At 57.6% G+C, this 13189-nt stretch carries 14 protein-coding genes; 10 read left to right on the forward strand and 4 right to left on the reverse strand.

Translation table 11 applies throughout. The features are described from left to right. Nucleotides 1-56: 56 nt before the first annotated feature. A complete protein-coding gene (locus HY36_RS08065) occupies nucleotides 57-1508 on the forward strand; it encodes an AMP nucleosidase (protein WP_035551348.1) in 1452 nt (483 codons plus the stop codon). Between the two features lie 78 nt (nucleotides 1509-1586). Here the strand turns inward: HY36_RS08065 and HY36_RS08070 are convergent, their stop codons facing one another. Continuing rightward, entirely contained in the window at nucleotides 1587-2150 is a 564-nt protein-coding gene (locus tag HY36_RS08070) for a YSC84-related protein (protein WP_420896675.1), read from the reverse strand. 95 nt (nucleotides 2151-2245) lie between these two features. Next, nucleotides 2246-3151 (reverse strand): SDR family oxidoreductase, encoded by a 906-nt coding sequence (locus tag HY36_RS08075; protein WP_035550929.1) that lies wholly within the window; start codon nucleotides 3149-3151, stop codon nucleotides 2246-2248. A 198-nt stretch (nucleotides 3152-3349) separates the two neighbouring features. Here HY36_RS08075 and HY36_RS08080 point away from each other — a divergent pair, with 198 nt between their 5' ends. The 4 genes from HY36_RS08080 (at nucleotide 3350) to HY36_RS08095 (ending at nucleotide 7131) form a co-directional block, all read left to right on the forward strand. Further along, a complete protein-coding gene (locus HY36_RS08080; RefSeq protein WP_035550931.1) occupies nucleotides 3350-4174 on the forward strand; it encodes a mechanosensitive ion channel family protein in 825 nt (274 codons plus the stop codon). Between the two features lie 82 nt (nucleotides 4175-4256). Next, a complete protein-coding gene (locus HY36_RS08085) occupies nucleotides 4257-5036 on the forward strand; it encodes a tyrosine-protein phosphatase (RefSeq protein ID WP_035550934.1) in 780 nt (259 codons plus the stop codon). Nucleotides 5037-5108: 72 nt separating this feature from the next. After that, nucleotides 5109-6788 (forward strand): DNA polymerase III subunit gamma/tau, encoded by a 1680-nt coding sequence (locus tag HY36_RS08090; RefSeq protein WP_035550937.1) that lies wholly within the window; start codon nucleotides 5109-5111, stop codon nucleotides 6786-6788. A gap of 16 nt (nucleotides 6789-6804) precedes the next feature. Continuing rightward, nucleotides 6805-7131, forward strand: a complete 327-nt coding sequence (locus HY36_RS08095) for a YbaB/EbfC family nucleoid-associated protein (protein WP_035550939.1) — start codon at nucleotides 6805-6807, stop codon at nucleotides 7129-7131. A 6-nt stretch (nucleotides 7132-7137) separates the two neighbouring features. Here the strand turns inward: HY36_RS08095 and HY36_RS08100 are convergent, their stop codons facing one another. Both HY36_RS08100 and HY36_RS08105 read right to left on the reverse strand, forming a co-directional pair. Further along, nucleotides 7138-8067: a glycosyltransferase family 2 protein gene (locus tag HY36_RS08100; protein ID WP_081806101.1), complete on the reverse strand. Its 930-nt coding sequence runs from the start codon at nucleotides 8065-8067 to the stop codon at nucleotides 7138-7140. Nucleotides 8068-8131: 64 nt separating this feature from the next. Then, the gene (locus tag HY36_RS08105) at nucleotides 8132-8725 is read right to left on the reverse strand and encodes a hypothetical protein (protein ID WP_035550941.1); all 594 of its coding nucleotides are present in this window, start codon (nucleotides 8723-8725) and stop codon (nucleotides 8132-8134) included. A gap of 140 nt (nucleotides 8726-8865) precedes the next feature. Between HY36_RS08105 and rmuC the strand changes: the two genes are divergently transcribed. From rmuC to truA, 5 genes are all read left to right on the forward strand, one after another. Then, on the forward strand, nucleotides 8866-10209 hold the full coding sequence (gene rmuC, locus HY36_RS08110) for a DNA recombination protein RmuC (RefSeq protein ID WP_035550944.1): 1344 nt from the start codon (nucleotides 8866-8868) through the stop codon (nucleotides 10207-10209). Nucleotides 10210-10254: 45 nt separating this feature from the next. Beyond that, nucleotides 10255-10782, forward strand: coding sequence for a peptide deformylase (gene def / locus HY36_RS08115; protein WP_035550946.1), 528 nt, complete (start codon nucleotides 10255-10257; stop codon nucleotides 10780-10782). Between the two features lie 195 nt (nucleotides 10783-10977). After that, nucleotides 10978-11931, forward strand: coding sequence for a methionyl-tRNA formyltransferase (fmt, locus tag HY36_RS08120; RefSeq protein ID WP_035550949.1), 954 nt, complete (start codon nucleotides 10978-10980; stop codon nucleotides 11929-11931). Beyond that, nucleotides 11931-12416 carry a GNAT family N-acetyltransferase gene (locus HY36_RS08125; RefSeq protein WP_035550952.1) on the forward strand — a complete coding sequence of 162 codons (486 nt, stop codon included), beginning with the start codon at nucleotides 11931-11933 and terminating at the stop codon, nucleotides 12414-12416. Before fmt ends, HY36_RS08125 begins: the two co-directional genes overlap by 1 nt. A 9-nt stretch (nucleotides 12417-12425) precedes the next feature. Continuing rightward, nucleotides 12426-13166 (forward strand): tRNA pseudouridine(38-40) synthase TruA, encoded by a 741-nt coding sequence (gene truA, locus HY36_RS08130; RefSeq protein WP_035550954.1) that lies wholly within the window; start codon nucleotides 12426-12428, stop codon nucleotides 13164-13166. Nucleotides 13167-13189: the final 23 nt, after the last annotated feature.

The following is a 13189-nucleotide window of genomic DNA, read 5'->3' on the forward strand; positions in this document are numbered from 1 at the left end:
ACAGCGCTCGGAGGCCTGCAGATTGACAGAAAGTCGCAATGCAGCCATTTGGTGTCATGTCGAAATTGAACACACCAGATCAAGTTATTGACGCGCTCGAGAAACTCTATTCCGACGCTGTCTCCGCTTTGTCGTCCGCGCTGGACATCTTCCTTCATTCGGGAACGCCGCCATCTGCTGATTTGAGGGCGTCGGGCGCTTTCTGCTATCCGCAGATTCGCCTCGTCTACAATCCGGAAGGCCCTCCGCCGCCGATATCACGCGCCTTCGGGAAAATGTCGGAGGCCGGCACCTATGTGTCTACGATCACCCGGCCGGACTTCTTCCGTGGTTACCTGATGGAGCAGTTGTCACTGCTGATGCGGGACTATGACATCGATGTGTTCGTCGAGCAGTCGGATTCCGAAATTCCCTATGCCTATGTGTGGGATCAGGGGCAGGCGAGCGGGCTGGAAGAGATTTCCCCGGCTGAATTGGCGCGCCATTTCCCAAGCCCGAATCTTGCCGATATTGGTGACGAGGTTGCCGATGGGGAATTGTACGAGCCATACGAAACGCACCCGCTTGCCTTGTTCGATGCGCAGCGCGTGGATTTTTCCCTGAAGCGCCTTCAACATTATTGTGGAACGCCGGTTGAGCATTTCCAGCATTATGTGCTGTTCACGAACTATCACCGCTATGTTGATGCGTTCTGTGACTGGGCGTTGCAGAAGCTTGGCGACGATAACCACTATACATCCCTGTCCGTTCCTGGCGGCCTTGAGATATCCGAGCCCACGGATACGTCGCGCGCTGAGATTGATGCTTCACCCTGGCGCCGGTTCCAGATGCCAGCCTATCATCTGCGCGCGCCAAATGGTGGCGGCATCACATTGGTCAACATTGGCGTCGGTCCCTCCAACGCCAAGACGATCACTGACCATTTGGCGGTGTTGCGTCCGGAAGTCTGGCTGATGGTCGGCCATTGTGGTGGCTTGCGACACAGTCAGGCGATCGGGGACTATGTGCTCGCCCACGCCTATCTGCGCGAAGATCATGTGCTGGACGCCGTCCTGCCGCCGGAAATTCCTGTTCCGCCAATTGCGGAAGTTCAGGTGGCCCTGCAACAGGCTGCGGCGAGCGTAACCGGGGAAGATGAAAAGCAACTGAAACGCCGCTTGCGGACGGGAACCGTGGTGACGACAGATGACCGGAACTGGGAGTTGCGCTTTTCTGCGTCGGCGCGTCGGTTCAACAAGTCCCGCGCGATCGCGATCGACATGGAAAGTGCGACTATTGCCGCAAATGGCTTCCGTCTTCGCGTTCCCTACGGCGTGTTGCTATGCGTGTCAGACAAGCCGCTGCACGGTGAAATCAAACTACCTGGCGCAGCGAACCGCTTCTATGAGCGAGCAATCGGGGAACATATCCGTATTGGCATAGAAACGCTGGAGCGCCTTTCCGCCGACAAGGGCGCGAAACTGCACAGCCGGAAATTGCGTGCGTTTGACGAACCGCCTTTCCGCTAGTTGAACGGAAAAAGGCGCAGGTACACGGCTGAGCCGGTATCCTGCGCCTTCGCCCTGGCTCACCTGAGCCTTAGCCGTTTAATGCAGCTTCGTGATCTTCGTGCCTTCAATGCTGATACCAGCCATCAGGCCCTTCTGGTCAAACACGAACGCATAAGCGTCTTCTTTCAGTGTAGAGGTCGACAGGTTTTCTGCAACTCCGGCATTCACCAGAACAACAGTCGGCCCGACGCCGATCTCCCAGCCATCGGATTCTTCAAGATATTCGACCGCATCGTCGTTCATCAGGAATACCGCATAACCGTATGATTGCGCGCCTGCCTGCAGGCCCCATGAGCCTGTGAAGGAGCTATAATAGTCGACAGTTGATCCGGCGCGGATCAGCTCACCCTCACCGTAGGCGCCGCCGAGGCCAAGGCCTGCCTTCACCATTGATGGGAAGACGAGAACGGCGCGGGATTGGCCATTGATGGCGCGTGCCGCAGAGTTCTCGCTGATCAGCTTGTTGAGAGCCGCGCGACTCCCGGCGTCGATTTGTGCCCGGTCCACTTCGTCAGGGAGCGATGAGCAGGCACTCAGGCCAAATGCGGAACTGGCGGCAAAGCAACCAGCCAGCAGGGCAAAACGAAACGTCTTCATGATCGGACTCCTTTACGATCCAGGTCACATAACTGTGGTAGGGCGGGGATGGTTCCCGAACGCGGCGCGCTTGGCGGGCGTGTCGCGCGGTGTCGGAATCAGCTGATTGGTTTGCCTCCGGTAACGCCGATGATTTCACCGCTTATATAGCTGGATTCCTGCGACGCCAGAAACACAAAAGTGGGGGCCAGTTCGGCGGGTTGGCCGGGTCGGCCCATCGGCGTTGCCTTGCCGAACTCCTGAACTTTTTCCTGCGTTTGGCCCCCGGAAGGTTGAAGTGGCGTCCAGAACGGTCCTGGCGCGACGCCATTGACCCGGATGCCCTTTTCGATGGCGCCTTGGGCAATTGCTTCAGTGAAGCCCCTGATCGCGAATTTTGTCGTCGCATAATCGAGCAGATATGGCGCGGGACTGAAACCCTGATTTGAAGTGACGTTTATGATCGCAGCGCCTGGCGGCATCAGGGGCAATGCAGCCTTTGTCAGCCAGAACAGTGCGTACACATTCGTCTTCATCGTTTCATCGAATTGCGCGTCTGTGATGTCTTCAATGCCGGGTTGGCGCACCTGCTTGCCGGCATTGGTCACCAGAATGTCCAGTCCGCCCAGTTTCGCTTGAGCGTCCTTCACCAGTTTCTGGCAGAAGCTCTTGTCCGTGAGGTTTCCCGGAATTGTATGGACGGTGTGGCCTTCCTTTTTCAGCAGTTCGACCAGCCACTGCGCGTCTCTCTCTTCTTCAGGCAAGTAATTGATGCAGATTTCTGCACCCTCTCTCGCATAGGCGATCGTAACCGCGCGTCCGATGCCGGAATCCCCGCCAGTTATTAGAGCCTTACGACCTTTCAGGCGACCAAAGCCCTGATAGCTGGCTTCGCCATGGTCTGCCTTGGGGTCCATCTTGTGATCGAAGCCGGGTTTGTCCTGCGGCTGTTTCGGGAAGGGGGGCTTGGGGTATTGCGTCCGCGGATCGCGCATGGCGTACTGGTTTTCAACTGTGTCTGACATGGTGGCCTCGTAAGTGGGTGACTAGCCAAACAACAGTCCCGAACGCCGAGGGTTCCCGACAGTGTCGAACCTGAGCGGCGACCTGGGACAGGGATCCGGAATGATCGGGTGAACCTGAACTGAACAAACGGGCCTGTCGGCGTTCAGGCGTGGTCTGGCTTACGATTTTGTAACGCAAACCAAAGAGGGGGCTGATCCATGACAGACTGGGTCGAACAGATAGATATCAACCAATACCTGCCGGGCGCACTGGCCTGGGCAACCAACATATTGCTGGCAATCGTAATCCTGATCGTCGGATTCTGGATCGCCGGGCGGATCGGGAAAAGCATCCGCAACATGGGCGAGCGGAATGCGCGCCTTGATGACACCCTGTTCCGGTTTCTCGGCAGCGTCGCCAAATATGTGATTTTGGCGTTCGTCATCATCGCGGTGCTCAACCGGTTCGGTGTTGAAACGACGTCAATCGTCGCCTTGCTGGGTGCCGCCGGTCTGGCGGTGGGTCTTGCGCTTCAGGGAGCAATGTCAAATCTGGCGGCTGGCGTGATGCTAATGGTGTTCCGACCCTACCGTGTGGGCGAATTCATCGATGCGGCGGGCAAGTTCGGGAAGGTAGAGGAAATAACGCTGTTCACCACTGTGCTTCAGACGTTCGACAATCAGCAGATCATCATTCCCAACAGTCAGATCTGGGGCGATCAGATCATCAATCATAGCCACCATCCCGTGCGCGGCGTGGATATGCATTTCGGCGTCGCCTATGGCGAGGACATCGACAAGGCACGTGCAACCATCGAAAAGGTTCTGGCTGATCATCCGCATGTTCTCAAAGATCCGGCTCCATTTGTGGAGGTTGAGACCCTGAACGACAGTTCGGTGGATTTCCTGGTGCGTCCGTTCTGCGATGGCGCGCACTATTTCGATGTGCGTTATTCGCTGCCGGAGCAGGTGAAGAAGGCACTGGATGCAGCTGGTATCGAGATTCCGTTCCCGCACCGCAAGGTGATTGTGGTCAACGAATAGGCCGAGACTGTCTGGGGGAGGTCACAAAACCTTCCCCAACGCTCATCTGGACGCGGGCGCGCATGCGGGCTAGGTCGCCAGCATGACAGACAGAATCTATTCGCTTCAGGGCGTTCGCAATTTTCGTGATTTTGGCGGGTATAAATCCCGTTATGGCGGCCAGATCAAACGGGGGCGCTTGTTCCGGTCCGGCCATTATGCCGAGGCGACCGAGGATGATCTGAAAGCGCTGGGCGCCCTGGACATCCACCTGCAGGCCGATCTTCGCCGCCCTGATGAGCGCGAACGCAATGTCGCTCGCTGGTCTGCCCCGAACACGCTGACCCATGATGGCGGGCGTGAGCATGAAGCGCCACATGCGCAATTCCTGAAAAAGGTCGAGGCTGACGCCCAGAAGGCCGATGACTGGATGAACGACTATTATGCGCTCGCGCCGTTCAAGGCACATCATGCGGAATTGTTTTCCAGCTGGTTTGAGCATCTCGCTGGACTGGAAGGACAAGCCGCAGGGCTTGTGAACTGCGCCGCTGGCAAGGACCGCACCGGCATTCTCTGCGCCTTGACGCATCACGTGCTAGGCGTCGAAGAGGCAGATTTGCGGGCCGACTATGAGCTGACCAATACGGCGGTGAATGTCGATGAATTCCTGCCCCAGGCTGCTGCTTTCTTTAATGAGCAGGTCGGCAAGGTTTATGAGCCTGAAGTGTTTCGCCCCTTCCTCGGTGTTCGGCTGCGTTACCTCGATACGGCCTTCAACGTCATTCATGACAAGCATGGCACTGTTGACGCCTATCTGGCGGAAGTTCTGGGCGTGGATGACGCGGCTCAAGAACAGCTTCGGGCGCATCTGTTGGAAGCGTGAGCCGCGCCTTCCACTTTATTCGACACTCGCCCCATTGCCGCAGCGCCCTGAGACTCGTTAAAGTCGCGCCCGATGAGCGATTCCGAACTCCCCGAAGAACGCGACGACCAGACCTTCTCCATGTTCGGGGAGGATGAGGCTCCGAAATCGGAGGCTTATCAGGTCCTTGCGCGTAAATACCGGCCACGCCGGTTCGAGGATCTGATCGGACAGGAGGCGATGGTTCGTACGCTCTCCAATGCGTTCGAGACGGGCCGCGTGGCGCATGCGTTCATGTTGACCGGTGTGCGCGGCGTCGGGAAGACCACGACGGCGCGCCTTCTGGCCCGCGCGCTCAACTATCAATCCGATGATCATGATGGGCCGTCCATCCGTCTCGACCCGAAGGGCGAGCATTGCGACGCCATCATGGCGAGCCGGCATCCGGATGTGCTGGAGCTGGACGCAGCCAGTCGCACGGGTGTTGCCGATATGCGCGACCTGCTGGATGGGGCGCGATATGCGCCGGTATCGGCCCGCCACAAGGTCTACATCATTGACGAAGTTCATATGCTTTCGACGGCGGCGTTCAACGCGCTGCTTAAGACTCTGGAAGAACCGCCACCGCATGTGAAGTTCATTTTTGCGACCACAGAAATTCGCAAGGTTCCGATCACGGTTCTGTCGCGGTGTCAGCGGTTTGACCTGAAACGGCTTGATGCGGTGAATCTCGCAGCACATTTGGGGCGTGTCGCCGCAAATGAGGGAGCGAAAGTTTCAGAGGAGGGCCTCGCGCTGATCGCGCGCGCAGCGGAGGGCTCTGTGCGCGACGGGCTCTCCATTCTGGACCAAGCCATCGTCCAGACGATGGATGGTGAGGAAGTCACCGGAGCCGCAGTGCGGGATATGCTGGGGCTTGGCGATCGTGCGCGTCTTCTGGATGCATTCGAGAAGGCGATTTCCGGCAACGCGCCGGAAGCGCTGGCCGAAGTAAAAGACCAGATCCATGCCGGCGCGGACCCTGCCGTGATCCTGAAAGACCTTATGGATGTATGCGCGGATGTGTCCGTCGCGCAGGCGACCGGTGGCGAATTCCAGTCTGCCGGGCCCGCTGAATGGACGGAACGCACGCTCGCCATGGCGCAGAAGCTGACCGCCGCTCAGGCGTCGCGTTATTGGCAGATACTTTTGTCTGGGTTCAATGATCTTCAAACTGCGCCTGATACGGCGACGGCGTTGAACATGATTATCCTGCGTCTCGCAGCCGCTGCAAACCTTCCGTCTCCGGAAGAGGCGGCGCGCATGATTGCCGAAAAAGGCGGTGCGCCGGGAAAGCCTGAACAACACGGTATGGCCCCGTCTTCCGCCGGCGGGCTGGAGAGCTTTGCCCAGATCGTCGCCTATCTCGGCGAGCATCGAGAAGTGAATCTGCAGGTCGAACTTGAGCGATACGTGCGCCCTGGGCCGGTGCGGTATGGCTATTTCTCGTGCGAGCTGGAAGAGCAGGCGCCGAATGATCTTCTGGCGCGCCTGAAAGCCTTTCTGGAGAGAGATACAGGCGATGACTGGGTGGTCGAGCAGATCCGTACGGACGCGGAAACCATGCGCCAGACCGAGATCCGAACCCGGGAAGAGCTATTTGCCGCTGCCGCCAGTCATCCCGCTGTCGCAGACGCCTTGAAGAGTATCCCCGGTATAACCATTGTTGATGTGACAGAGCCGCCGACGAGCGATGGCAATGTCATCGATTTGAACTCCAGACGAACGGCCTGAAGGAGGCCCGCTTCCCATGAAAGACCTTGGCAAGATCATGCAACAGGCCCAGCAGATGCAGGCCAAGATGCAGGAAGCGCAGGAGAAGATCGAGGCGACCGAGGCCGAAGGCGTCGCGGGGGCAGGCCTTGTCTCGGTTCGCCTCAAAGGCAAGGGGGATATGGTAAGTGTAAAGATCGACCCATCGCTCATGTCTGATGATGCCGAGATCGTTGAAGACCTCATCAAGGCTGCTCATTCCGATGCTCGCAAGCGTCTGGATGAAGCGATGGAGAAGGCGATGAAGGAAGCAACTCAGGGCCTGGGCGGCGGCATGCTGCCAGGGTTCAAGATGCCGTTCTAAGCCAGTCTAGTACAGTTCAGGTTCGGCAGTTCTAAACGCCGAAGCCATCCATCCGCGATGGAAAGCGGCGCGCATTGTCCAGTAATTTCGTTTTTGCTCTGACCATGCATGCAGCACGGCCATTCCGTAGCAGAAGCCCACTTTTGCCGCCGAAGAAAGGACGGTCAAAGTGAGTGTCACCGGGTTGCGCGTTTTCAGATAGTGATAGCCAAAACTCATGCCGGAGCGAAACTTTCGTTGGCGAATCCACTCTGCATTCAGCCGCTTCGGGTCCACTGCTTCATGGACGATCGCAGCTTCACTGATCCCGAATTTGGCGCCTGAATACCATAGGCGGAAAAAGAACTCGGTATCTTCTCCGCCCGTTTTCCCCTTTTCCAAAAGGAAGCGCTGCCCTTTTACGAGTGAGGAGCTGGCACGCATCAGCGCGTTGCATGTGTGGCCCGTTTGAACGACACCAGCTCTCCGTACGGGAATGTTTGAGTGATAGTCCTGTTCGCGCATCCAGTCTGGAGCATTGTCAGGATACACCGCATAGGCCGGACCAAACACTGCGTCCAGTTCACGTGTCTTGGCCATCTGGAGCAAAGAAGCGAGCCAGTCTGGATCTGCGACTTCATCATCGTCGATAAAGGCGATCCATTCTGCCGTCGCAGCATCCAACCCGGCATTCCGGGCAAGGGAGATGTTATTTGCTGGCGCATGTATGTACGTCACGGGAACGGCAAGCGTCTTGGCAATTGCCTCGACGCGGTCTTTTGCGCTTGGTGTCTCATCGTTGTCGATCACGATGACCCGGTGTGAAGTACCTTTCGGCAAGTTCTGCAGATCCAGCGATCGCAATGTGTCTTCGATGGATGGTCTGCGATAGGTGCAGACGCAAATGTCGATCGTCACTTTGGCGACCTCGTTCCAGAGTTCTTGCGAGTAAAACATGCTGGTTGTAGTTGCCAGCAAATCCTGTGCCATGATTTAGCGAATCCGCGCCTGGATTACAGTCCTATGTTTCCGCTGGCGGTAAAGTTCTCGCGATAAGCTCATTAATCAGGCGTTGCGCCTCTTCTGTCTTCCGTGGATCGCGGGCGTCAATCTGACAGTACCATACTAGTTCATTTGTCTTTGAGTTCACTAGGAGGAGTTCTGCGGATTGTTCGATCCCATCCGGACCGGGCACGCCGCCGAACATGACGTCAAGACTGCCCTGAACGAGCCGGCTGGCAGAGCTTTCGAAATCATAGCGGACCCGAATGAGGGCAACGAGTCGGTCTGTTGGCTCAGCCAATGCAACAGATTCAGGGTCCAGCGTGCCCAGGTGTTGCGACAAGAGTTGAGCTCGATCCGTAGCGTTTCGAGATGGATCGAAAAGCTCTTCTGGCACCATGCTGGATAAGGCTTCGGCAAGGTTAAGACGTGCGGTATCGCTTTCCTCCGGCCGTGGCTCTCGCATGCCGGCTGCGGTGACGAGCGTTACTTCGGCCAGCGGCGGAAGATATGTGATCTCTGCTGTCTCTGGCGGCTCAATATCCACCGGCGCGCGGGCAGGCGATGCGCACGCTACAAGCCCAGCCAGCAGGCCGATCCAGAATAGCCGCATCAATTAGCCCCTTTAGTGATCCGAGTGGAAAAGGGTATCATCCTTTGCGCGAAGTCAAGTTCGCCCGAAAATGAGCCCAATCATGGACACAATTTGCCGTTCCTTATATGTTCCGGCGAGAATCGTGCGAGGCAGAGCGAATGGAACCTGTTATCATTATTGGCGGCGCTGGGTTTGACGCTGCGCATCTCATCCTCTTTCTGTTGGCCCTCGCACTCGCGGGCACGGCATGGTGGTTGGCGAGCAAGTCGGGCGCGAAAGAAGAGCGGCTGACGCTCGATCTGGAACGGGCGACTGACGATCTCGATGAAGCGAAGCAACGCGCGCGGACACTGGAAGAGGTGGCGCGAAAAGCTGAACTCGAACTGGCTGAAGCGAAAGCAAGAAGTGCGGAGGATGAGCGCAAATTCGCCGAAATGGCGCAAGGCGTGCTGCAGAGAGCGAATGTCCAGTTTCTTGAGCGTGCAGAAGAGACATTCAAGCGACATCGAGAAGGTGCGCAGGGTGAACTGAAAGAGCTGATGAAGCCGATCGGGGAGAATTTCGACGCGTTCAAGAAGCGGGTGGATGAGATCGAGAAAGTCAGGACTGAAGACAAGTCTGCCATTCAGGAACAAGTCAAAGCGATTCACGAAAGCCTGAAGACGAACACTCAGGAGACCGGCAAGTTGGTGAGCGCGTTGACCGCACCGAAGGGCGGAGGACGTTGGGGTGAAATGACGCTCCGCAACGTCATGGAACAGGCTGGGCTATCGGCGCATTGCGACTTTTCCGAACAGGTGCACGACGATACGGAGCAGGGGCGGCAGCGTCCGGATGCCGTCATCCACTTGCCGGGGGGGCGTCAGATCGTCGTCGACTCCAAGGTTTCGCTCGCATCATACATGTCAGCCGTAAACGCTGAAGACCCGGCGGAACGGGCGGCGCACCTGAAAGCGCATGCTGCCAGCGTTCAGCGCCACGTGAATGGGCTCGCGTCAAAGGATTATCAGTCCAATCTGGGCGGACGGTTCGACTATATTGCCATGTTCATTCCAGGAGAAAACTTCTTCGCGGCAGCTTTGGAGCATTCGCCAGACCTGATCGAGAAAGCAATGAGCCGCCAGGTTATCGTCACAACGCCCACAACACTGATCGCGCTTGCGCGAACCGTCGCCCATCTGTGGCGGCAGCATCACCAGAATGAAAATGCCATGGCTGCGGCTGAATTGGGGGCCGAATTGTATGGCCGTATGGGCGTGATGCTGGGCCATATCGAAAAGCTCGGGAAGTCTCTCAACGGGTCGGTTGATCACTTCAATTCAGCCATGGGATCTTTTGATAAACGGGTCCTGCCAACACTGCGCAAGTTCGAGGACATGGAAATCGCACCGCCTTCGAAAACCTTGTCTGAGCCGAAACAGATCGAAAACAGGGCGAATGTTTCTGAAAACACAGGAGAGCTGGACTTTGGGGCGCCGAAGAAACCCCTTGCCGCCGAATGAGGGGCAAGTGTTGACCATCCGGCCTAGCGTACATATTTCATCCTTATGGCTATCAGAGAAATCCTCACCGTCCCGGACCCGCGTCTGAAGGAAGTGTCGAAACCCGTCGAGGGTGGCGTCACTGACGACATTCGCGCGCTTATGGATGACATGCTGGATACGATGTACGACGCGCCGGGCATTGGCCTTGCTGCGATCCAGATTGGTGTTCCGTTGCGGGTGATCGTGATGGATCTGGCCAAGGAAGGTGAGGAGGCGCAGCCGCGCTATTTCGTAAATCCCGAAATCCTTCCTCTGACTGAGGACAAGGCCCCCTATGAAGAGGGGTGCCTGTCGGTGCCGGATATTTTCGAGGAAGTTGAGCGCCCGACAGAGTGCCGCGTGAAGTATCTCGACTATGATGGCAACGAGGTCGAGGAAATTGCGACCGGCATGTATGCGGTCTGCATCCAGCACGAGATGGACCATCTCGAAGGCACGTTGTTTATCGACTACCTATCTCGCCTGAAGCGCCAGCGCGCCGTGGATAAGGTAAAGAAGATCAAGCGACTCAAGCAGAAGAGCGCAGCCTGATCCAGATGAGGAAACGCGCAAATCCTTTCGCGTTATCCTGGTTCCGATGGATGTTGGCGCTGATTCTTGCCGCCGTTATTGTATATGTCGTTGGTGGAAGCGGGGTGGTGCCGTTCAGCATGACAGCGGCAATGCGCTGACACGTCCTGGACTCTGCGCTTTCAAAAACGTCTCTGAGCGCTTATCTCCGACATCATGACAAAACCTCTTCGTCTTGCCTTCATGGGCAGCCCCGATATCGCCGTCAGTGTGCTTCAGTCACTGATGGCGGCAGGCCATGAAGTCGTTTGCGTGTATTCCCAGCCGCCCCGGCCTGCCGGGCGGGGCAAGAAGTTGACCCCGACACCGGTGCATGCTTTCGCCGAAGCGAGAGGCATCGAGGTGCGCACGCCAAAATCCCTTAAGAAGCCACCGGAGCAGGAGGCATTTTCTGCGCTGGAACTCGATGCAGCAATTGTGGTCGCCTATGGGCTGATCCTGCCTCAGGCTATTCTGGATGCGCCCAGGCTGGGGTGTCTCAACATGCACGCGTCGATCCTGCCGCGTTGGCGTGGCGCAGCCCCAATTCAACGTGCGATCATGGCCGGCGACACGGAAACGGGTGTTGATGCGATGATGATGGAGGCTGGGCTCGACACTGGCCCGGTCGTCGCCACTGAACGTACACCCATCACGGTAGAAGACACCGCAGGCTCAGTTCACGATCGCTTGGCAGAATTGGCAGCACAGCTTGCGCCCCGCGCGCTGGCTGGGTTGGCGGATGGAAGTCTCACGCCTGTTCCGCAGGCGGAAGACGGGATGACTTATGCCGCGAAACTCGGCCCGGCGGACCAGCGCGTTGACTGGGGCAAGTCGGCGCGGGAGGTGGATTGCCAGATAAGAGGGCTTTCACCGTTTCCGGGTGCCTGGTGCGAATGGACGCCGCCGGGCAAGGATGAGCCAATCAGGCTGAAATTATTGATGAGCCGGCGGTCCGGGCGCGAAACGTCCGCGCCAGTTGGTATGGTTCTGGATGATCGTTTGCTCGTGGCTTGTGGTGATGGGGGCGCTGTGCGTATCCTCAAGCTGCAAAAACCAGGAGGGAAGCCGATGGATGCTGAGCAGTTCCTGAAAGGACAGGCAATTGCTCCGGATACGGTGTTCGGCTGATGAGTTTCTGGATTCGACCCGCCCGAGACGAGGATCTCGCGGAAATCATCGCCCTGAATGATCTTGCATTTGGTGGCCAGGACGAGGGCAGGATTGTGAAGGCTATGTCCGAAGGCGAAGACAGTGTTCTCTCCTTGGTCGCGAGCGATGACAATCTGATTGCCGGCCATATCCAGTTTTTCCGAATACGCATCGACGGCGCGCCAGTCGCCGTCGGATTGGGACCGATGTCGGTTCATCCTGATTTTCAGAAGACCGGTATCGGAAGCGGCCTGATCCAGATGGGGCTTATGGCGTTGGAAGGAGCAGGCGAACAAATTGTGTTCGTGTTGGGTCATCCCGAGTACTATCCGCGATTTGGGTTTTCTGCGGATCTGGCTGCACCGTTCGATAGCGATTGGTCAGGCGAAGCGTTCATGGCGTTGCGCCTTCATCCCGATGCGCCAGCGTCCGGACGGTTGACCTATCCGCCTGCCTTTGGCTAGGGCAGCGCGATGCCACGATACAGACTGCTCATAGAATACAATGGTGGCCCGTTTCAGGGCTGGCAGCGCCTGCCGGGGCTCCCGACTGTGCAAGGCACGTTGGAAGAGGCCGCGACCAAACTGGATGATGGCGCGCCAGTCGAAGTGTTTGGCGCGGGACGCACAGACAGTGGTGTGCATGCAACCGGGCAAGTCGCGCACATGGATTTGCAGATCGATCGTGGCCACAAGGTCGCCGATGCGATGAATTTCCATTTGCGTCCTCATCCGATTGCTATCCTGAAGGCCGAAGAAGTCGACGATGAGTTCAGTGCCCGCTTCAGCGCTACCGAACGCCACTATCGATTTATCATCGTCAACCGGCGGGCGGACCTGACACTGGAGCGTGGATTGGCCTGGCGCGTGCCGTCTGCACTTGATGCGGACAAGATGCACGAAGCGGCGCAACACCTGGTCGGGACGCACGATTTCACGACATTTCGCGACACGGATTGTCAGGCAAATTCGCCGCTTCGCACGCTTAATGCCATTTCCGTGTCGCGATATGGTGACAGGGTCGAACTGACCTGTCGCGCTCAGAGCTTCCTGCACAGGCAGGTGCGCTCAATGGTCGGCAGTCTGGTCGAAGTGGGCCGTGGTCGTCGCCCGGTGCAATGGATCAAGCAGATTCTGGAGGCTGCAGATCGAACGAAGTGCGGGCCAATTTCGCCGCCCGATGGCTTGTACCTCGAGAAAGTCGACTACGAGTGACGTGTTGCTGACGCGAAGTCAGC

The sequence above is a fragment of the Hyphomonas atlantica corrig. genome (assembly GCF_000682715.1).
Taxonomy (GTDB): Bacteria; Pseudomonadota; Alphaproteobacteria; order Caulobacterales; family Hyphomonadaceae; genus Hyphomonas; species Hyphomonas atlantica.

Excerpts from the sequence above, each read along its gene's own strand:
- rmuC (WP_035550944.1), top strand. The coding sequence starts at position 8,866 with ATGGAACCTGTTATCATTATTGGCGGCGCTGGGTTTGACGCTGCGCAT.
- HY36_RS08075 (WP_035550929.1), bottom strand. The coding sequence starts at position 3,151 with ATGTCAGACACAGTTGAAAACCAGTACGCCATGCGCGATCCGCGGACG.
- HY36_RS08080 (WP_035550931.1), top strand. The coding sequence starts at position 3,350 with ATGACAGACTGGGTCGAACAGATAGATATCAACCAATACCTGCCGGGC.
- HY36_RS08090 (WP_035550937.1), top strand. The coding sequence starts at position 5,109 with ATGAGCGATTCCGAACTCCCCGAAGAACGCGACGACCAGACCTTCTCC.
- def (WP_035550946.1), top strand. The coding sequence starts at position 10,255 with ATGGCTATCAGAGAAATCCTCACCGTCCCGGACCCGCGTCTGAAGGAA.
- HY36_RS08065 (WP_035551348.1), top strand. The coding sequence starts at position 57 with ATGTCGAAATTGAACACACCAGATCAAGTTATTGACGCGCTCGAGAAA.
- HY36_RS08095 (WP_035550939.1), top strand. The coding sequence starts at position 6,805 with ATGAAAGACCTTGGCAAGATCATGCAACAGGCCCAGCAGATGCAGGCC.
- HY36_RS08085 (WP_035550934.1), top strand. The coding sequence starts at position 4,257 with ATGACAGACAGAATCTATTCGCTTCAGGGCGTTCGCAATTTTCGTGAT.
- truA (WP_035550954.1), top strand. The coding sequence starts at position 12,426 with ATGCCACGATACAGACTGCTCATAGAATACAATGGTGGCCCGTTTCAG.
- HY36_RS08125 (WP_035550952.1), top strand. The coding sequence starts at position 11,931 with ATGAGTTTCTGGATTCGACCCGCCCGAGACGAGGATCTCGCGGAAATC.
- HY36_RS08100 (WP_081806101.1), bottom strand. The coding sequence starts at position 8,067 with ATGTTTTACTCGCAAGAACTCTGGAACGAGGTCGCCAAAGTGACGATC.
- HY36_RS08105 (WP_035550941.1), bottom strand. The coding sequence starts at position 8,725 with ATGCGGCTATTCTGGATCGGCCTGCTGGCTGGGCTTGTAGCGTGCGCA.
- fmt (WP_035550949.1), top strand. The coding sequence starts at position 10,978 with ATGACAAAACCTCTTCGTCTTGCCTTCATGGGCAGCCCCGATATCGCC.